This window comes from Paenibacillus sp. QJM3NY_38, assembly GCF_056173265.1.
Genome location: NZ_CM149665.1, coordinates 6,069,174 through 6,088,281, shown reverse-complemented (window position 1 = coordinate 6,088,281; position 19,108 = coordinate 6,069,174). Strand labels below are relative to the sequence as shown.

The window sequence follows — 19,108 nt, the reverse complement described above, 5'->3', positions numbered from 1 at the left end:
CCTCGATACATATTTCTGCTGGTTTCCCTTCTCCTAATCTTTGTTCAAGATGATTTCACTGTATTTATTTATGCTTTAAGTCGTGATTCAGCATCGACCTTTAACGGGACAGTATAAGGTCAACGCAATGGAGGCATCACTGGATGAAAATGACAAGGAAATGGGTCCTGTGGCTGCTGGCTATTCTTATACTGCTGCCTTCAGCTTATCTTCTGTATACGTATCAATCCATTAAGTCGACAGCGGTTCGGATTTACGAAGAGCGGGAGCCTTCGCCTGTAGTTCCAACATTCGTACATGATCGGACGACTGTTCAGCTCGGAGAGAAAAACATGAAGGACGCTGATCCATTTACTGTTCTGGTTATGGGCGTAGACCAAAGGCCCTATGATCGTGGACGATCCGACGTCATGATATTAATGGCAGTAAACCCTGCAAAGGGGTCAGTACTTATTTTTAATATTCCACGTGATACCAGGACTGATATCGTAGGACATGGAACGGTGGATAAAATTAACCATGCCTATGCCTTTGGAGGCGTTGAGATGTCGATCAGCAGCGTGGAGAATTTTTTGCAATTCCCTATCGATTACTACATTAAAGTGGACATGGAGGGCTTCTCCAGCATTGTAGATTCATTGGGTGGAGTCACCGTGGATAACCATATGCGGTTCGAATATGCAGGCTATGACTTTGATCAAGGGAAGTTGAACTTAAACGGTGAGGAAGCATTGGCATTCTCGCGTATGCGGTTTGAAGATCCTAAGGGGGATTTAGGCAGGAATGCAAGGCAACGGGAGGTTCTGAAGGGGATCTTAAATAAGCTGATAAGGATTTCGACTGTTTTTAAACTGGAATCGCTTTTGGATAACGTTGGAAACAGCGTCAAAACGGATATTTCGTTTGAAGAGATGAAGATGTTTGTAACAGAGTACCGTCAAAAACTGAAAAAGGTTGAGCAGGTTGAAATCGCAGGCCATGGACAAAAAATGAATGGAATATGGTATTATATCGTCGGTGATCAAGAAAGAGAAAAGATAACGTCTACGTTACAAGCGTATATGGAATGATTCTCAACACAAAACCCCCTTTTTGAGTAAAGGGGGTTTTTGTGTGTGGAGTAGAATATCGAAGTTTTAGGTTATTTTGATTATTTTTTAGTGGGGGGATTGAACAGACTATCTTCCAATGATTTGATCAATCGTGGTTTGAAATACGTCCGCTAATCTTGTTAGCGTTTCCAAGTTTGGTTCTCTGCGATCTTTCTCATAATGTGATAAAGAAGCCCGACTGATACCAATACGTTCGGATAGCTCTTCCTGGGTCCAACCTTTTTGCTCCCGCAATTTTGCAATGCGAGATCCATATGACATTCACAATCACCTCTCTACAAGTTCCATTAATTTAGAGCAAACCTACATCATATAAAACATCTAATATGATACAAAATGTATCTTAAATTCCATCGATCGTCAATACATATTGTATCATTTATTAAAAATTTAGAAAAAAATGTATCTTTATCTTTCCGATAATCATGGCTATCCCAGGTCCTGTAGTCTTATCATAATTTGCTTGATTTAGGTTTGACAAAGAGTAACAATTTATATAGAATTTTTGTAGTGGATACATTTTGTATCATACTGTGCATAGATATAGATGCATCTATCCCGAAAGAGGAGATGACGGGATGAAAGAAGTGATGATGTATTGCGTCAGTTGCTGTCGGATGCTTCCTATTGCACAAAGCCACAGCTTGTATAAAACCGGATTCTATAAGCATAATGTTCCGGCGGGAGTCTGCAAGGCGTGTCAATCGGCTTTGTTGGTGCATCGCGAGTAGACGGCTCCAATAACAGCAAATATAGGGGTCATGCATTCAACAATTTTGTCCTTTGCTCTAGTATTGTATAATTGTGGAGATTGCATGATACAAGGGCAAAGGAGAATAGATTACATGAAGCAGGAACCGCTGGTAAGACTGCTCGGGGTTACGAAGAAAATCTCGTCCAAGATTTTGGTGGATAATGTGACTTTAGATATCCCATCTGGGCAAATCTTCGGGTTTCTTGGACCGAACGGGGCTGGCAAGACAACAACCATTCGCATGATGGTCGGGCTGATGTCCATCACTCAAGGGGATATTACCATCGGGGGTTACAGCATACAGAAGAATTATGAGCAGGCAGCCGCCCAGATTGGCGCGATTGTCGAGAACCCGGAGATGTATAAATTTTTGTCTGGTTATAACAACCTGAAGCATTTTGCGCGCATGATGCAGGGCATTACCAAGGAACGTATCGATGAGGTGGTGGAACTCGTAGGGCTCGGGAATCGGATTCATGAGAAAGTGCAGACCTATTCGCTGGGGATGCGCCAACGGCTCGGCGTGGCGCAGGCACTGCTGCACCGGCCGAAGCTTCTGATCCTGGACGAGCCTACGAATGGATTGGACCCGCAGGGCATTCGGGAGCTGCGAGATTATTTGCGCAGATTGACGCAGGAGGAAGGGACGACCGTATTCGTCTCCAGTCATTTGCTGTCCGAGATGGAGCTGATGTGTGATACCGTTGGCATTATACGCCACGGCAAGCTGATTGATATCCGGCAGCTGCGGACGGCTGAGGGAGAGCGTGTGTTTGAAGAGACGGCGTTTACCGTCAATGACGCGGAAGCAGCGGCGGCGCTGCTCCAAGAATTCCAAGCGTCAGCCCGCGATCACCGAATCATTGTCCGCGGTGACGAGAATATGATTGCGGATATCAACGCGACATTGGTCGGAGCCGGCATACGCGTCTATGCCATACAGCCGGTGACCCGGTCCCTTGAGGATCAATTCTTGGAAATGACGGGAGGGGGATTCGTTGTTGAATAACTTTACCCGTCTTGTAGCCAATGAGAATATGAAAATTTACTATCGCGTACGGACATGGGTCATGCTGGCGATTCTTCTCTTGTTTAATGTGGCTATGCCTACCATGCTGTACTTTACGAATGCGCCGATGGATGTCTGGACCGTATTCACATGGACGGAGAGTTTCACCATCTACCTGAGTACGATCTTCACGGTAATCATCGCGGCGGATATCGTGGCAGGGGAGTTTGCCGGAGGGACCATCAAATTGCTGCTGATTCGGCCATGGAGCCGAGGGAAGATTCTGTTGTCCAAATTCACCGCTCTGATTCTATTCGGTCTGCTCTGTGCAGGAATCACGGCTGTGGTAGGGATCGCTATGTCGCTGCTGTTATTCTCCGGAAATACCGGATTGTCGGGCGGATTCGAGGGATCTTCGATGAACAATTCGCTGCTTCTCCTGCTGACCGATACGACCCAGGCGCTGGTCATCTCGCTGATTGCGTTTATGCTTTCTACGGTGTTTCGTTCTGGCGGTTTGGCGATTGGCTTATCGCTGCTGGTGCTGTTCACCAAGGATATTTTCGGCTTTATCTTTAATCCGGAGCGGTTTGCATGGGCGAAGTACTTACTCTTTCTCCACACCGACCTGAGCGGTTACATTCAGTCGCCGGTCGGACCGGGGGGAGTGGGGCTCGGGTTCTCCATCACGATTCTGGTTGTTTATAGCTTGTTGTTCATGCTCATCTCTTGGTTGGCCTTTACGAGGAGAGACGTTGCAGCTTAATTTTATGAATAAGAAAAGAGCTCCTTCTGCCCGTGTGAACATGGATGGGAAGGGGCTCTTTGATGATGTCGGCTGAAAGAACTAGCCGCTCTATATAAAACTGCCGGGTTCGAGTGGTCGTCCATACGCTTAGGTTAACCTGCTTCCGAACGCTGAAGCGGCAGTGTGGTGTCCGTTGACTCTGCAGCATCTTGATTGGAGGTTGGATGGTCCATTCGGCTAGCCCCATTCAGGAGTCCGCCTTCCATAACGATCAGGGAAGCGGCGTAAACATCCCCGTACATTTGTCCCGTAGGCGTAATGGTCAGTTTGTTTTCTGCCGTTACATCGCCATACACCTTGCCGGCCACGATGACCTCCCGAGCGGAGATATTGGAGCGGGCAATGGCTTCTTCGCCGATCGTGACACAGCCTTGGCTTTCGATGGAGCCGTTAAAGCGGCCGTCAATCCGCAGGTTTTCTTCGCATTGAAGCACACCTTCCACTTCGCTTCCCGGCCCAATCAGCGTATCCGTTCTCTCTGAAGCCCGCTTGTTCTTGTTTTTCTTTTTCATATTATATTCCTCCTCACCAAGATTGGATGTTGTTACTGCAGATAAGGCAACGGGTCAATCGTCTGGTTGTTTTTGACGACCTGAAAATGAAGATGAGGGCCTGTGCTTCGCCCGGAGGAACCCAGCTTGCCGATGGTATCACCTTGATCGACATAATCGCCTACCGACACGTCCAGGCTGTCCAGATGCATGTACCAGGTCTCCAGTCCATTTGGATGTTTGACGACGATATAAAGCCCTCGAGCTCCGCTGCGTTCCGCTGCCGTCACCTCACCGGCACCGGCGGCATAGATCGGATCGCCGGTTTTACCGGCAATATCGATGCCGGCATGATAGGCCGAACGCCCGGTAAAAGGATCGCTCCGATAACCGAAATTCGATGTCAGCCGCTTAGAGGTGGTCGGCCATAGAGAGGGTGTGCCTTCACGTTTCTCTTGGGTTTCCTGAGCCTGATCCAGCGTACGCGGAATATGCTGCTCCATGCGAGAAATCAACTGCTGAATCTCTTCAAAATCATCCTGAGTCTCCTTCGCGAGACTTAACATTCCATTCTCATGAACGGCAATGAATTCCCCTCCGACATGCTGCTTATCCTCAGCCGTGATGGAGGAGGTCTGTCCTGACAAGCTGCCGTGCTTCTGAATAAACTGCTGAAGCTCCTGCTCCAGCTGCTGAACGCGCTCCATCTGGACCTTCGTTTGCTCTGCTTCGCCCGACAGCTGAATGATGGCTTTGTTTAGACGTTCTATGGCTTCTTCCTTGTCGGTAACCGTCACTTCCATCTTTAAGGCTTCCAGGTTTTTGAGCATCAGCTGCTGCTCCAGCCCCGAGATCGTCTGGGCCGACTGGATCTGCAGGGAAACGATCAGTCCGGCGATGGACAAAATAGCGGCCGCGGGCACCGCTATCATTAGAGGCTTGGACAGATGGATCTGTTTGACTGAATGCTGGGCATCCCGAAGCACCAGCAAGGTTAAGCGTTGTTTACGGTGTGTGGTTTTCATGGCATCTCCCTTCCATACATCGTTTATGGATCATGGTACCCGCTAGACTTGGCCAGCTCCTTATCTAGTATGTATTCTATTCTTTCGAAGAACATGTCAAAAAATATTAATTAAGAGAATTTATTCAGTATGGTGCGCCATTGGGTAATTGAATAAATACATATGGAATTGGTCAATGATGTAGTGTAGTTAATCGATTCAAAATACGACTATTATTCATGGTGAGGAGGCTGCCGGTATGGTGTGGCTTCTGGTTGCACTTATTACTTTTATTTTGCAGATGGTTGCAGTGCTGTTGCTGGAGTTTCGGAATCCGTCCAAGGCCGTGGCCTGGCTGTTTATTTTATTTTGCCTCCCATTGATCGGGTTTGTACTCTATTTCTTTGTGGCTAGGGACTATCAGAAGCGATTGAAGATTCGCAAGCGGGGCTCCAGACTGTTTCAGGAGCTTAGGGGACACCTGTGGGATCGGGCCGCCGTTGTTTGGAACAAGGAAGGCATGAACAATGCGGAATTTCATCATAATGACCGTTTGTTCAATCTGCTCAATCACTTGTCGGAGAGTCCGATTACAGGCTGTAATCAGAGCCGCGTGTTGACGGATGGAGAAGAGACTTACGATGCCATGCTGCGTGCTATGGAACAGGCCAAAGACCACATCCATGTGGAGTTCTATATCTTTCGTCATGACCGGATCGGCACGAAGTTTCAGGAGGTCATGATCCGAAAGGCGCAAGAAGGCGTCAAGGTACGCCTGGTTTGTGATGGGCTTGGCAGTTATAAACTTAAGAAAACGTTCATTCGGCGGTTCAAGGAATCGGGAGTGGAGTTCTATTTCTTCCTGCCCGCCATGGTTTCGATGTTCAGCCGCAGAATCAATTACCGGAATCACCGTAAAATCGTCGTGGTGGATGGGATAATCGGTTTTCTTGGCGGGATTAACGTCGGGGACGACTATCTGGGCGAATATCCGAAAATGGGCTACTGGCGCGACACGCATCTGGAGGTAAAGGGAGATGCGGTCTACTTCCTGCAAAATGTGTTTTTGCATGATTGGAAGCTCGCATCCGGAGAACGCATTGCGGATTTCGGGCTGTTCCCGGAGCATCAATGCACCGGGGATGAACAAGTGCAAATATTGAGCAGCGGACCGGATCTGAACTGGAATGCCATCCAGGAGATGTGCTTTGGGGCGATATCCGTAGCCAAAGAACGGATATGGATCACTACGCCTTATTTCATTCCGGATGAAGGAATATATGAAGCGCTGAAGACGGCGGCGGTGAGTGGTGTGGATGTACGCATCATTATTCCGGATCGTGCCGATTCCCGTTTTGTAAAAATGGCGAGCTTGTCCTATGTGGAAGAGCTGTTGGCAGCGGGAGTTACCTTCTACGAGTATGAAAAAGGATTCATCCATGCCAAGGTGCTCATTGTGGACGAGCTTCTCGGCTCGGTCGGTACGGCGAATATGGATATGCGGAGTTTTTTCTGTAATTTCGAGCTGACCGCCGTGCTGTTTGATCAGCTGCCTATAGAGCGGTTGGTTGCGGATTTTAAGGAGGATCTTAAACAGAGCAGGCTTATGGATCCGGAGGTGTTTCGTCAGCGCGGAAGATGGCAGAAAGCTGCCGAAATATTATGTAGGATGCTGTCTCCCATGCTTTAGCTTTAACATCTTACGCGGAATGCAGGGTAAAGTGAAATTCAGGAAGAAGCCTGAAAGTTCTATGTCCAGCATTTGTTTATATGATAGAATATTTATAAGGTTTTCACTTATAAATATAAATTAGCTTATTTTTCATAAGTTGAACGGGGGAGATTTATGTCAAGTGATGTGAAGATTCTTGCACAAGTGAAAGCGGAGCAGCAGAAGCCGGAGAATCCCAAGGCAGGCTCAACCACCTTGAAGCTTCTCCGTCGTCTGGTGTTCTTAACTTTCGGTGCGGTACTAATGGCAGTAGGGCTGGAGATCTTTCTGGTGCCCAACAAAATTATTGACGGAGGCATTACCGGGATATCCATTATGGTTTCCCATATCACGGATTTTCCGCTTGGTATATTCCTGACCTTATTCAACCTTCCATTTTTGTTTATGGGATATAAACATATCGGGAAAACTTTTGCATTATCCACGCTGTTCGCTGTAGTGATCATGTCCATTGGAACTTATTTTCTGCATCCCGTCGATCCGATTACCATCGATCCGCTGCTAGCGGCCGTGTTCGGCGGCGTTCTGCTCGGGGTCGGGGTTGGTCTTGTAATCCGGTCCGGCGGCTCCTTGGACGGCACGGAAATCGTAGCCATTCTGATCAACAAGAAGACACCGTTCTCTGTTGGGGAAATCGTGATGTTCATTAACGTATTTATTCTGGGCAGTGCTGGATTTATTTTCGGTTGGGATCATGCCATGTACTCGCTCATTGCTTATTACCTGGCGTTTAAACTGATTGACATTACAATCGAAGGCATCGATCAATCCAAATCGGTATGGATTATCAGTGATAAGCATAAGGAGATCGGTGATGCGTTAACCCAACGTTTGGGACGCGGCGTAACCTATCTGGATGGAGAGGGTGCTTATTCCGGGGACAGCAAGAAGGTTATCTTTGTTGTCATCACCCGTTTGGAAGAAGCGAAACTCAAATCCATCGTGGAAGATTGGGATTCCCAGGCTTTTGTTGCCATCGGTAACATCCATGATGTGAAGGGCGGCCGCTTTAAGAAGAAGGCCATACATTAATCACCATGAAGTGCTATGTTCCACCCATGTTCAGAGTTAACACGGGTGGAGCATTTTTTTGTTTAAGGGGTGTCTGAGCGCAAGTGAAGCGTCTTCTTCTCCCGCCCATAATGGCGAATGATTATTGTCATTGCCTGCACAGCCGCGGATTGACCGACAGCCTGGTTCACGGTTCCGGTGAAATAGAGTCCTGATTCAGGATGATGGAAGGCAAATGCGCCGGATTGACCCCAGTGACCGATGAGTCCCCGTCCCAGGCTGATTGGAGATAGCGGCTGTCTTGAAATGCCGGTGCCATAGAAAAAGGGGCCCGGTGCCCAGAGAAAGTTCCATTGTCGCTGGAGTTCATCCAGATCACCTATCGGAAACAGTTTCCCGTTAAAAAAGGAGCGCAGGAACATCATCGTTTCCCTTGCCGTTGAGACGATGCCGCCTTCCGCTCCGATTGACGCCATGTACAGAGGAAGGTCCAAACGCTTTTTCTTATAATAGAAAGGAACGGGGCTTGTATCCTCGGGATCATGAAAAAAATACGTCTGCATCAGATTCAGCCTGTCGAAAATGTACTCCTTGAATACGTTCTGAATGGGTTCGCCCTTGATATTCTCGATTATTCGGCCAAGCAGCCGGTAATTGGTGTCGGAATATTGGGCTTTATTTCTCTGGCCAGGTTTGAATCTGGGCTTTTGCCGTCTGGCGGCATCCAATGTTTTGTCCAGACTCCAAGCCTGATCATGCCCGGCGATGAGGTCGGAGAAGACCTTTCCAGAAAAATAGTCCGGGATGCCTGACGTGTTGGACATTAACTGTTTGACGGTGATTTCTTCAGAGTAATCCTTGTTCTCCACCCTATGCAGTCCCGCCATGATCTCTTCGGGGAGGTACTTGCCGATAGGATCATCGAGCCCAATCCGCTGCTCGGATCGTAATTTCAATATTACGGCTGTCACGTACAATTTGGTCACGCTGGCAATGAAATAGCGGTCTTCAGTCTTCATTGCCCCGCCGCTGCTGACAAGGGATAGTGATTGCTCCTGGTCCTCGACGCACAGAACCGTGCTAAACACATTCTTTTTATTGGCGATCCGTTCCAACCATTCATCCAGAAGCGACTGCTCCAGGGCTCTTCCCATTCTCCGTATACCTCCTATAGATCGAAATGTATCGACACCTAACGCAGATTCATTTCTCTTGCTGTTTCCGCAAACGAGCGGCACGTATGAAATCTTGAGCAGCCTCGTCCATCATATGGATCATCTTGTCGTCATCAACGCTCTCCGTGAACAGATCATTGGCTAGCATGATACAGAGACCTGTCTGAAAGGTTTGCATTTTCAATAAAATAGATTGCAGCTCCTGATCAGAAAATCCCGCAAGCTCCGGATCTAACTTCATTAACCCGATAACCTCACGAATTTGTTCGGGGGTATTCTTCATGTGGGGATTGTTCTTCATTATCAAATCCCGGTAGAGCACAGGGTATTCCTTGGCGAATCGGAGACTTGCCATGCCGATATCCCGGAAAGGCTGACCGGACTTCTGCTCTGTAATCAATCCACGGGCTACCTGGAAGGTCTTATCGACGACCTGTTGAATCAGTTCTTCAGCATCGTTGAAATTGACATAGATCGGCGCGATGGAGCTGCCCAGACGTTCAGCTACTTTACGAATCGTAATGGACTCGATCCCATCGGTCTGGGCAATGTCAAATGCGGCTAGCACGATATCTTGTTTGGTGAACCTCGTTTTCGGTGCCATGACTGTCTGCAACTCCTTAGCTAATTTATATGTAAAACAGGTGATACATATCACATGATATTTAATGATTATAAAGCTTAAATGGACGGAGTTCAACCGATTATCATGTGGTGCACTGAAGGTTGGTTTGTAAATCCAGTAAAATCCACTTATAATAAGAACATATGTTTGTTAAAATATGAAATAATTCAAGATAGTAATACAGGATCAGAGGGGAGGAAGAGGAATGGCTCGTACGCATTATGAACGTATAACCACCAAACAGACTTTAAACAGAGTGAAGGAAGAGAGGATGCCCTTCGATTGGTCCATCAATCCGTACCGCGGGTGCGGGCATGGCTGCAGCTTTTGTTATGCTCGCGCTTTCCAATCCTTCATCGGCATGGGGGCGGAGGATGAGTTTCAGCATCATATCTTTATGAAGTCGAATGCAGCGGAAGCGCTGGAGAAGCAGTTATCGAGTGCAGCGAAGAAGTTTGATCATGATATTGAAGCGATGCAAAGATCAATAGGACAGGTTACGATCGGTACGGCAACCGATCCGTATCAGCCGATCGAGAGCAAGGAGGGCATTACGCGGGAGTGCCTGAAGCTGCTAGCTAAATACCGCATTTCCACGAGCATTACAACGCGATCTCCGCTCGTGCTCAGGGATATGGACATATTGTCCCGGATGGAGAATGTATCTGTCAACATGAGCCTCAACACGCTGAATGGGGACATCATCCGGAAGCTGGAGCCGGCATCGCCTCATCCGGAGGGCAGGCTCGATACGATCCACCGATTATCGGCTGCAGGCATAAGAACGGGTTTGTTTGTGGCGCCTGTGCTGCCCTTTTTGACGGATAAGGAATCGGAGCTGAGGGAGCTCTTGTCGCAGGCGAAGGTAAGGGGCGTTTCCTTTGCCATGATCTCGCTGCTGAGACTCTCACGCGATGTGAAGAAATGGTATATCGAAACACTGAAACACCAGTTTCCTGAAGTGGTTCAGCCTTACCGTGAGTTATATGCGCAGGGCGCATATGCCGAAGAGCATTACGTACGCTCCTTCAAGTCGATGGCAGCCAGGCTGCTGAACGAATGTGAACTGAATGGACTGACCCCGGGGGCATCTGCTGCTGGCGTGAGCCAGTCCGGGACGATCGGAAGCGGGACTTCTCAAGAGGACGGGGCGCAGGTGGAAGGCGCTCGCGATCATCTTCGTTCAGCGCAAGATTTGGCTGCTGTTTCTGTGAAGCCAAGGAAGCTGCCGCAACCGGCCGCACCGGTCTCCGGGGAGGAGCTTATGCCGGATGTTGAGCAGCTATCCTTTCCTTTTTGACGCTGCCTTTCCTTGTGGCTTCAGATGTCGGATGACGTTCTCTATCGGTTGAGGAGGCAGGGTCTGCAGCAGGTCCCCCTTCTCTCTTAATCGTTCCTCGATGTTCAGCAGATGAAACTCCGTGGGAGAAACGTCCTGACGGACCTCGTCCCAAGTGAGCGGCGTAGAGACGGTCCCCAGCCGCCGGGCCCGCGGGGTATAAGGAGCGGCGAGTGTCCTTCCGCTGTAATGCTGAAGATAATCGAAGTAGATTTTATCGCCGCGATTCTTCTTCAGCCGTTCAATGGTGAACAGCTTGGGGAATTTCTCGGTTACATATTGCCCCACGAATTGGCCGACCGTTCGAAGTTCATCGAACGTAATGCCTTCCTGAATGGGAACGATGATCTGGACCCCGGTAGCACCTGATGTTTTCGGGACGGAGGACAGACCCAACGAGCTCAGTACGTCCCCCACAATGGCAGTCGCCTCCATGATGCGCGGCTCCTCCGGCAGCGTTGGATCCAGATCAATCATCCATTCGCAGGGCAGATTGCTGCCTGCGAGGTGCAGTGAAGGGTGAAACTCAAGCGCAGCCAGGTTCCCCAGCCAGAGCAGCTCCGGCAGTCCGTTGAGCAGCACGTAGTTAATATTTTCGTGCACATAGGTCTGAACAAAAGGAGGCAGCGGCTCCGGCGCATTTTTCTGATAGAAGGATTCGCCTTCGGCTCCGTGCGGATACCGGATGGTCGTGAGCAGCCTGCCTCGGCAGTACCGGAGCAGGAACGGGGAGATGGCCGCAAGCTTTTGCAGATACATCGCTTTGGTAATGCCGACTTCCGGCCAAAGCGGTTTGTCTGGATTCGTAATTTGAATCTCCTGTCCCTCGATCGTCAGGGTGCCTTTGACGGTACGAGCCATATGGTTTACACCCCCTCAATCGATACGAGTTTGGGATGGCGCATCATGCCATCCTGACTCCACTCGAGAAATGTGACCTGAACTGAAAGCGGCTGGCTAAGCCAGGCCAGCTGTTCCTTCTTCAGGTCGGTATGGAGCATACTCCATACCGCGTCAGCACGATGCATTTCGGCATATTGCAGCAGCCTCTTCTTCGTCTGCTCATTCAGTCCCAGGGAAGCACGGCCGATGTAATTGCCATCGTCATCGGCAATGACAAGGCTGGCCACACGGCCTTCCCTGATGATCATGGCGACGGCGGTGGCTGTCATGTTCACGGCAATCTTTTTCTTGTACCAATCCCGGTGTTTCTTGCCTTCACGATAAGGAGAGGAAAGGCGCTTCATTACAATGCCCTCCCATCCCCGTGCTTCGGCCCAATTCCATAAATGCTCGCCTTCAAGAAACAGATCTGCGATCAGCAGGCCCGGCGTGTCGGAAACAATCTCCTTCAGGCGGTGATGACGTTCAAGATAGGGCAGCTTACGCAAGTCTTGGTCGCCGTCCACCAGAATATCGAAGAGAACATAAGTAAACAGAGGAGCGTTCGTGCTGATCGCACGCGATCGCTCCCGCTGAAGTACCTTCTGAAACACGGGACGACCCAGCTCTGGATGAAAATAGACAACCTCACCATCCAAAAGAAGACGCCGTTCATGCAAGCCCGATAATGCCTGAACGACTTCGGGATACAGCGACGTTTTATCGAGCAGCTTGCGGGAATATAGCGATACGCGGTTTTGGTCAAGTCCGGCGAGTATGCGCACACCATCCCATTTCAGTTGATAACCCCAATCCTCGCCCGTCGTGATTTGATCCGTCGAGATCGGTGCCATCGGCTCTTTGGGCAGCAGATTCTGCATTTGTCCCATACGGATTAGGATGTGGAGTCGGATTTCTTGGATTTGGTTGTTCGGCGCTTCGGCTTCGGTGCGTCAAGCTCGCCTTCTCCGCCGCTGACCTTGGCAGCAGGTTCTTTGGCTGCCGTCTTCCGGGTCGTTTTACGCGGCTTCGGTTTGGTGCCCGGATCCGTTCCGATCGGCTTTACAGCCTCGATGCTTGCCTGGAGGGCAGCCATCAGATCGACAACGTTGGTCTCCTGACGAGCAGGGGCAATTTTGATTTCTTCACCGGATACTTTACTGTTGATCAGATCCAGCAGACGTTCGCGATAATCATCCGTGTATTTCTCAGGATCAAAGGGAGTCGACAACTGGTCAATCAGCAATTTGGCCATATCGAGTTCCTTGGAGTTGACCTCGGTTCTTTCAGGCAAATTCGGGACCTGGGAGATTGGCCGGATCTCATCCGGGTAGAAAATCGTCTCAATCGACAAGCATTCATCGAGCACCCGGATCGCCGCCAGACTGCTCTTCGAGCGAATGGCGATTTTGGCGATGCCGATTTTGCCGGACTGCTTCATCGCTTCCAGCAGGAGCCGATATGCGTTTGCGCCTGCTTGATCCGGCGAGAGGTAGTACGTCTTTTGAAAATAAATCGGGTCAATTTCGGTCAGATCCACAAAGTCCAGAATCGTTATATTTTTGCTGTTCTGTTCCGCCAGCTGCTCCAATTCCTCTTTTTCGAACAGCACGAATTTCCCCTTCTCATACTCGTATCCCTTCGTAATTTCCTCCCAGGCCACTTCCTCTTCACATACCGGACATTTGCGGATGTAAGAGAGCGGGCTGCCGCACTCCTTGTGAATGTACCGCATCGAAATATCCTTATCTTCCGTGGCCGAGAACATCTTGACAGGGACGTGCACCAGACCAAAGCTGATCGCGCCCTTCCATACCGTATGCATTCTATGAAACCTCCTATCAAATTCTAATATGTTTGGGTATGACCGTGTAGTATACGTAATAACGACTACTATGACTTTTTTGTACTACCTCTATCAGTGTGCCCAAAAAAAGACTCTAGTATGAGTTATAGCTCAGGATTGCATAATTAGAACCTGTTTGTGGCATATTGACGTTGAACGCTGCCTGTATAAGGAGGTAATTTTCGTCATGACGGAGCCTAGAGAAACCCACACGTCGGAAGAGATACAGAAGGACAGGGCCTCGGATCATTCCGCTGCAGAATCGGTGAACGGGGACATGGTGGATTGGAACAGCCTGACCTCGGAGGAGAGCGAGATCTCTCGGGAATCTACGATGTTCGATATTGACCGGATGATCAACGAAGGCCTTGGCGGAGGCAATGTCACCATAGATAATGGGCTGATCGGCCCTTCCACAACCGATACGATGGACATCGTGGACGAATCGCCAAGAAATAGGGAGAAGGAGGATTAAACGTATGGAGATACAGCGCGCCGTAGAGATTTTCAACTCCAAGGATATCTACAAGGTCAACCTGGAAGGGGAGTCCGTGTGGATCGAGCATGTGGATCAGCAGAACGGAATGGCCACCGTCCAGGTCGGCTCCCGTCCGACCAATACGCTGACTGTAGACGTAGACCGGCTAAAAGAAGGCGAATAGCTTATTGCAGGGCCTCTAGAATTCCGGGAAACTGTTTAATAAACACGAAAAAATACACCTTACTCGGGACTCCGTAAGTTGGAACCCGGATAAGGTGTGTTTGTGTTGACCCTGCCGTTAACGAATCTCTCTGAAAAATAACCGGATATCTTCAGTCAGCAGATCAGGAGCTTCCAATGCGGCAAAATGGCCGCCGCGGTCGAACTCTGACCAATGGACGACATTGTACTGCTGCTTGACCATACTGCGAATGGAGAGATCGTTGGGAAAGACTGCCACACCGGTAGGTACCGAGGAATATGGTGCCGGTGCTCCCCAATTGTTCGAGCTTTCTTTATAAATTCTTGCGGAGGAGCCTGCCGTTGCTGACAGCCAATAGATCGAGACATTCGTAAGAAGGAGCTCAAGGTCTACCGCATCCTCGGGAAGATCGGCCGTTGGATCGGTCCACTCCTTAAACTTCTCTACTATCCATGCAAGCTGCCCAACAGGGGAATCCGTTAAGCCGTAGGAAAGCGTCTGGGGTCTGGTCGCCTGAAGGATGGCATATCCGGACCCTTCAAATCCACCACCGGCTAATTCATCATAGCGAAGTTTCTCTACAGCTGTAAGGTTCTCGCTTTCAGCCGGATCTCCGGTTGGAAACACAGACAGACCGTTACAATGTACGCCAACGATTCGCTCTGCAGCGATCCGGCCAAGTTCCGTTGAAACCATGCTCCCGGTATCTCCCCCCTGTGCTCCATATCGTTCATAGCCTAGGCGGCGCATTAATTCATCCCACGCTTTAGCGACACGCTCGATGTTCCATCCGCGTTCGGTTGTATGCCCGGAGAAGCCGAAGCCCGGGAGGGACGGGATTACGAGATGAAATGCATCGGACGAATTCCCACCGTACTTGCCGGGATTGGTGAGCGGTTCCACCATACGCGTGAACTCTACAATCGATCCGGGCCAGCCATGGGTTATGATTAGAGGAAGTGCTTCAGGCTCAGGGGAGCGAACATGCAGGAAGTGAATGTTTTGCCCATCGATGATGGTCGTATATTGAGGGAATTCATTCAACATGGCTTCATATTTACGCCAATCGTAAACATCCTTCCAATAGGTTGATAACTTTTTCAGGTAAGACAGCGGCGTGCCATATTCCCAGTGATTATCCTCCAGGTCATCAGGCCAGCGAGTGCGGGTCAAACGTTCCTTAAGGTCAAGCAGGTCTGACTCTGGAATTTGAATGCGAAATGGAAGTATGGTTTCTTCAGAAAATGGGGCTGTATTCGATACATTCGTGGGGTTCATTATAATCCTCCTCAAATCTTTTTATCATCGTTATGGTTTCACTATAATGTCTGATGATTGACTACATAGTGTCAGTGTTTGAAACCTGGTTTGGCGTTTCTTTTGTCAATTGAGTTATGAAGGCGAAACTCATGTTCTTGCAGCGGGTTGGGAGGACCGATATAATGAAGATCAAGTATTTTGAGATATGGGCAAACTAAGTAAAGGGTGGGTTATCAGTGAGCATTGGCCGTACGGAGGGCCAGTTTCGAATGATTTCAAGCAGTCTGGAGGAGACGGAGCAGCTTGCTGCTTGGCTGGCCGCTAGAGCGGAGCCAGGGACTGTCATCGGACTGGACGGGGATCTTGGAGCAGGAAAAACGGCATTCTCCAAACAATTTGCACAGCACCTTGGTGTGAACGGGGTTGTGAATAGCCCGACATTTACGATTATTAAAGAATATGAGGGGCGTTTGCCGCTCTACCATATGGATGTGTACCGTTTGTCGATCGATGAAGCGGATGAGCTCGGGCTGGATGAGTATTTTTTTGGCGAAGGGGTTTGTCTCGTGGAGTGGAGCAGCCTGGTCACTGAGCTGTTGCCTGAGCGGTATCTGCATATCCAGCTTGAAACAACAGGCGAAACGCACCGGACCATCACACTTTCAAGCCAGGGCGAGCCCTATAGTGAGTGGTGCCGGGATTTGAATGAAAAATGGGGTAGCTGGAATGAACAACAATGACACGAAGCCGCAGCAGCGGTTTTTGGCGCTGGATACGTCTACGGCATCGCTGGCGGTATCCGTGATGGAGCAGGACAAGCTGCTGTCGGAAGTGAACACGAATGCAGACCGCAATCACTCGGTGCATCTGCATCCGGTGATGGCACAGGCGCTTGCTGAAGCAGGCCTCGGCATGGACCAGATGGACGGCATTGCCGTGGGAGTAGGGCCGGGATCTTATACAGGGATCCGGATTGCGGTAACGGCTGCCAAAACATTGGCATGGGCTAATCGCATCCCGCTTGTCGGGGTATCCAGCCTGCATGCCCTTGCATGGGGGGGCCTGAAGTCAGGATGGAACGAAGCCGAGCCAAAGGCGGGAGTCCACTGGATCATTCCGCTGCTGGATGCAAGACGGGGGCAGGTGTACACGGCATTATTCGCTGCCGATTCAGAGAGTCAGGAGAGTGCGCCGATACGTCTGGAGGCAGACGGTATTCGCCTGATGCAATCCTGGGTGGAAGCCATTAAGGAACGCATCAGCAAGCTGCCTGAAGAGGAACGCCCGGTCTGCCTTTGGTTTATTGGGGAAGTGGAACTCCATGCCGAAACCGCCCGCAGGCTTGAGCCGGGGTTCGGAGAACGGCTGCATATTCATCCGTACTCGCTCGAAGGCCGCTGGATGGGGTACTTGGGCGCAGCGAGGCTGCTCGCCGGTGAAACGGATGATGTGCATACGCTGGTACCCAATTATACACAGCTTTCCGAAGCGGAAGCGAACCTGCTGCGTAAGCGGTGAAGGGAGCGTAGGATTCGTCATGGATCAGCAGAAGAAGCCGGTAGATGGTGAAGACGGTTTGTCCTTTCGGTTGATGACCCTGGAGGATATTCCGGAGGTTCTCGTGGTGGAGCGCGAAGCGTTCACCGTGCCCTGGACCGAGGAAGCTTTTCACAATGAGCTGAAACTGAATCATTTTGCACGTTATATGATTATGGAGTACGAAGGCAAAACGGTAGGATATGCAGGCATGTGGACGATCGTGGATGAAGCGCACGTTACAAATATTGCGCTGCTGGAGCAGTACCGCGGACGCAAGTGGGGCGATCGTCTGCTTACGGAATTGATGAAGACGGCTGCCTATATGGGAATGGAGAAAATGACGCTGGAAGTCCGGGTATCCAATCACGTGGCCCAGCACTTATATATCAAAAAAGGGTTTAAACCAGCCGGTGTCCGGAAGGGGTATTATTCCGATAATCAGGAAGACGCACTCATCATGTGGGCAGATCTGCCCCCTTATCGGGAGGACGATGGCGAGGAAGGAAGTCAAAGGCTATCATGAATGAAGAAAGAGTAGACCGGCAGCACAGCTGCATATTGGCGATAGAAACGAGCTGCGATGAAACCTCGGTTGCCGTTGTAAAGGATGGCTGCGAGGTTTTGTCCAGTGTCATTGCCAGCCAGATTGAGACGCATAAAGCTTTTGGCGGGGTGGTGCCCGAGGTGGCTTCCCGCAAGCATGTGGAGAGTATCACGCTCATTATTGAACAAGCCGTAGCTGAGGCCGGCATTGAAATGAAGGATTTGTCGGCGATCGCCGTAACGCAGGGTCCTGGCCTGGTTGGAGCGCTTCTCGTTGGCGTTATGGCTGCTAAAAGCCTGGCGTTTGCGCTTGGCAAGCCGCTGATTGGAACACATCATATTGCGGGTCATATCTATGCCAATCGTTTTGTGGGCGATATCGCTTACCCTTGCATGGCGCTGGTTGTTTCCGGCGGTCACACCGAGCTGGTCTACATGAAAGACGAAGGCAGCTTTGAGTTGATCGGCAGGACGCGGGATGATGCGGTTGGCGAAGCGTACGACAAGGTGGCGAGGGCGCTTGGCTTCCCGTATCCCGGGGGTCCGCATGTCGACCGAATGGCATTGGAGGCTGAGGAGGTCGTAGAGCTTCCCCGCGTATGGCTGGAGCCGGATTCCTACGACTTCAGTTTCAGTGGTCTGAAATCGGCTGTATTAAATGTCGTCAATCAGAGCAAAATGCGTGGTGAGGAAGTCCGGACGGAAGCGATAGCCCGGGGTTTCCAGGAATCCGTGGTCGAAGTGCTCGTGGAAAAGGCGGTTCGTGCGGTCAGAGCATATGATGCCAAGCAGCTGCTGCTGTGCGGCGGCGTTGCCGCCAATCGCGGACTCCGTAAAGCCTTGGCTGAACGCTGCGAGCAGGAAGGGATATTGCTGACGATCCCGCCATTTCAGTATTGTACCGATAACGGAGCGATGATTGCTGCCGCGGCGCATCTGAAATGGAAGCAGGAGAGCTTTACGCCGCTCGATATGAAAGCCGACCCGCAAATGTCGCTGGAGCTATGGGCGGAGCCGTCAAACTAGAGACGCTTGACACGTCTTTGTATAGGACGTATAATCTTGATCAAATTCCAGAATGTTGAAACGCGAAGAACAGGACCAGTAAGGTGAACCTTGGATGAAGAGAGCTGCGGGACGGTGCAACGCAGACGAGAGGGACCTGAACTCACCTGGGAGCGGAGCTGGGGAACCTTGCGCAGCGAAGTGCCGGTCAGGCACGGATTGAATTGCGGAGTTTGACCTTGCTACGGAATGGCCTCCGTGAGAATGGCTGCGCACAGATCATTTGTGAT

The 19,108-nt window shown here is 50.2% G+C and carries 20 protein-coding genes and 1 pseudogene; 12 read left to right on the top strand and 9 right to left on the bottom strand.

The features are described 5' to 3' along the window. Positions 1 to 143: 143 nt before the first annotated feature. Entirely contained in the window at positions 144 to 1,070 is a 927-nt protein-coding gene (locus AC0VZ8_RS28180) for an LCP family glycopolymer transferase (RefSeq protein ID WP_475485144.1), read from the top strand. Positions 1,071 to 1,181: 111 nt separating this feature from the next. On the opposite strand, the pseudogene AC0VZ8_RS28175 reads toward AC0VZ8_RS28180, so the two are convergent. Next, a pseudogene (locus AC0VZ8_RS28175) lies at positions 1,182 to 1,373 on the bottom strand (helix-turn-helix domain-containing protein); the annotation flags it as partial. 584 nt (positions 1,374 to 1,957) lie between these two features. Here AC0VZ8_RS28175 and AC0VZ8_RS28170 point away from each other — a divergent pair. Next, a complete protein-coding gene (locus AC0VZ8_RS28170; RefSeq protein WP_475485143.1) occupies positions 1,958 to 2,875 on the top strand; it encodes an ABC transporter ATP-binding protein in 918 nt (305 codons plus the stop codon). Then, positions 2,868 to 3,641 carry an ABC transporter permease gene (locus AC0VZ8_RS28165; protein WP_235613219.1) on the top strand — a complete coding sequence of 258 codons (774 nt, stop codon included), beginning with the start codon at positions 2,868 to 2,870 and terminating at the stop codon, positions 3,639 to 3,641. The genes AC0VZ8_RS28170 and AC0VZ8_RS28165 overlap by 8 nt, the downstream gene beginning before the upstream one ends. A gap of 134 nt (positions 3,642 to 3,775) precedes the next feature. On the opposite strand, the gene AC0VZ8_RS28160 is transcribed toward AC0VZ8_RS28165, so the two are convergent. Continuing rightward, complete coding sequence (locus AC0VZ8_RS28160) at positions 3,776 to 4,195, bottom strand: bactofilin family protein (protein WP_071222492.1); 420 nt, start codon at positions 4,193 to 4,195, stop codon at positions 3,776 to 3,778. A 32-nt stretch (positions 4,196 to 4,227) separates the two neighbouring features. Continuing rightward, positions 4,228 to 5,199 (bottom strand): M23 family metallopeptidase, encoded by a 972-nt coding sequence (locus AC0VZ8_RS28155; RefSeq protein WP_475485142.1) that lies wholly within the window; start codon positions 5,197 to 5,199, stop codon positions 4,228 to 4,230. A 238-nt stretch (positions 5,200 to 5,437) separates the two neighbouring features. Between AC0VZ8_RS28155 and cls the strand changes: the two genes are divergently transcribed. Both cls and AC0VZ8_RS28145 read left to right on the top strand, forming a co-directional pair. Then, complete coding sequence (gene cls, locus AC0VZ8_RS28150; protein ID WP_260067938.1) at positions 5,438 to 6,868, top strand: cardiolipin synthase; 1,431 nt, start codon at positions 5,438 to 5,440, stop codon at positions 6,866 to 6,868. 156 nt (positions 6,869 to 7,024) lie between these two features. After that, positions 7,025 to 7,942 (top strand): YitT family protein, encoded by a 918-nt coding sequence (locus AC0VZ8_RS28145; protein WP_071222495.1) that lies wholly within the window; start codon positions 7,025 to 7,027, stop codon positions 7,940 to 7,942. A gap of 62 nt (positions 7,943 to 8,004) precedes the next feature. Here the strand turns inward: AC0VZ8_RS28145 and AC0VZ8_RS28140 are convergent, their stop codons facing one another. Both AC0VZ8_RS28140 and AC0VZ8_RS28135 read right to left on the bottom strand, forming a co-directional pair. Next, complete coding sequence (locus AC0VZ8_RS28140; protein WP_475485141.1) at positions 8,005 to 9,075, bottom strand: serine hydrolase domain-containing protein; 1,071 nt, start codon at positions 9,073 to 9,075, stop codon at positions 8,005 to 8,007. 49 nt (positions 9,076 to 9,124) lie between these two features. After that, positions 9,125 to 9,700: a TetR/AcrR family transcriptional regulator gene (locus tag AC0VZ8_RS28135; protein WP_071222497.1), complete on the bottom strand. Its 576-nt coding sequence runs from the start codon at positions 9,698 to 9,700 to the stop codon at positions 9,125 to 9,127. A 226-nt stretch (positions 9,701 to 9,926) separates the two neighbouring features. On the opposite strand from AC0VZ8_RS28135, the gene AC0VZ8_RS28130 reads away from it, so the two are divergent. Then, a complete protein-coding gene (locus tag AC0VZ8_RS28130) occupies positions 9,927 to 11,021 on the top strand; it encodes an SPL family radical SAM protein (RefSeq protein WP_260067936.1) in 1,095 nt (364 codons plus the stop codon). Here AC0VZ8_RS28130 and ligD read toward each other — a convergent pair. The 3 genes from ligD to ku are packed head-to-tail and all read right to left on the bottom strand — an operon-like array spanning position 11,004 to position 13,767. Further along, positions 11,004 to 11,921, bottom strand: a complete 918-nt coding sequence (gene ligD / locus AC0VZ8_RS28125; protein ID WP_260067935.1) for a non-homologous end-joining DNA ligase — start codon at positions 11,919 to 11,921, stop codon at positions 11,004 to 11,006. The genes AC0VZ8_RS28130 and ligD overlap by 18 nt on opposite strands. Positions 11,922 to 11,926: 5 nt before the next feature. Next, entirely contained in the window at positions 11,927 to 12,823 is an 897-nt protein-coding gene (locus tag AC0VZ8_RS28120) for an ATP-dependent DNA ligase (RefSeq protein ID WP_475485140.1), read from the bottom strand. 14 nt (positions 12,824 to 12,837) lie between these two features. After that, positions 12,838 to 13,767, bottom strand: a complete 930-nt coding sequence (gene ku / locus AC0VZ8_RS28115; RefSeq protein ID WP_071222501.1) for a non-homologous end joining protein Ku — start codon at positions 13,765 to 13,767, stop codon at positions 12,838 to 12,840. 208 nt (positions 13,768 to 13,975) lie between these two features. On the opposite strand from ku, the gene AC0VZ8_RS28110 reads away from it, so the two are divergent. Together AC0VZ8_RS28110 and AC0VZ8_RS28105 are read left to right on the top strand one after the other, a co-directional pair. Then, the gene (locus tag AC0VZ8_RS28110; protein WP_162487646.1) at positions 13,976 to 14,263 is read left to right on the top strand and encodes a hypothetical protein; all 288 of its coding nucleotides are present in this window, start codon (positions 13,976 to 13,978) and stop codon (positions 14,261 to 14,263) included. A 4-nt stretch (positions 14,264 to 14,267) separates the two neighbouring features. After that, entirely contained in the window at positions 14,268 to 14,450 is a 183-nt protein-coding gene (locus AC0VZ8_RS28105) for an H-type small acid-soluble spore protein (RefSeq protein ID WP_071222503.1), read from the top strand. A gap of 117 nt (positions 14,451 to 14,567) precedes the next feature. Here the strand turns inward: AC0VZ8_RS28105 and AC0VZ8_RS28100 are convergent, their stop codons facing one another. Beyond that, entirely contained in the window at positions 14,568 to 15,749 is a 1,182-nt protein-coding gene (locus tag AC0VZ8_RS28100; RefSeq protein WP_475485139.1) for an epoxide hydrolase family protein, read from the bottom strand. A 251-nt stretch (positions 15,750 to 16,000) separates the two neighbouring features. On the opposite strand from AC0VZ8_RS28100, the gene tsaE reads away from it, so the two are divergent. The 4 genes from tsaE to tsaD are packed head-to-tail and all read left to right on the top strand — an operon-like array spanning position 16,001 to position 18,839. Continuing rightward, positions 16,001 to 16,471: a tRNA (adenosine(37)-N6)-threonylcarbamoyltransferase complex ATPase subunit type 1 TsaE gene (gene tsaE, locus AC0VZ8_RS28095; protein WP_475487779.1), complete on the top strand. Its 471-nt coding sequence runs from the start codon at positions 16,001 to 16,003 to the stop codon at positions 16,469 to 16,471. Next, positions 16,458 to 17,249 (top strand): tRNA (adenosine(37)-N6)-threonylcarbamoyltransferase complex dimerization subunit type 1 TsaB, encoded by a 792-nt coding sequence (gene tsaB / locus AC0VZ8_RS28090; protein ID WP_071222509.1) that lies wholly within the window; start codon positions 16,458 to 16,460, stop codon positions 17,247 to 17,249. The genes tsaE and tsaB overlap by 14 nt, the downstream gene beginning before the upstream one ends. A gap of 19 nt (positions 17,250 to 17,268) precedes the next feature. After that, positions 17,269 to 17,793: a ribosomal protein S18-alanine N-acetyltransferase gene (rimI, locus tag AC0VZ8_RS28085; protein ID WP_071222510.1), complete on the top strand. Its 525-nt coding sequence runs from the start codon at positions 17,269 to 17,271 to the stop codon at positions 17,791 to 17,793. Continuing rightward, positions 17,790 to 18,839 (top strand): tRNA (adenosine(37)-N6)-threonylcarbamoyltransferase complex transferase subunit TsaD, encoded by a 1,050-nt coding sequence (gene tsaD / locus AC0VZ8_RS28080; protein WP_071222512.1) that lies wholly within the window; start codon positions 17,790 to 17,792, stop codon positions 18,837 to 18,839. The genes rimI and tsaD overlap by 4 nt, the downstream gene beginning before the upstream one ends. The last annotated feature ends 269 nt before the right edge of the window (positions 18,840 to 19,108 follow it).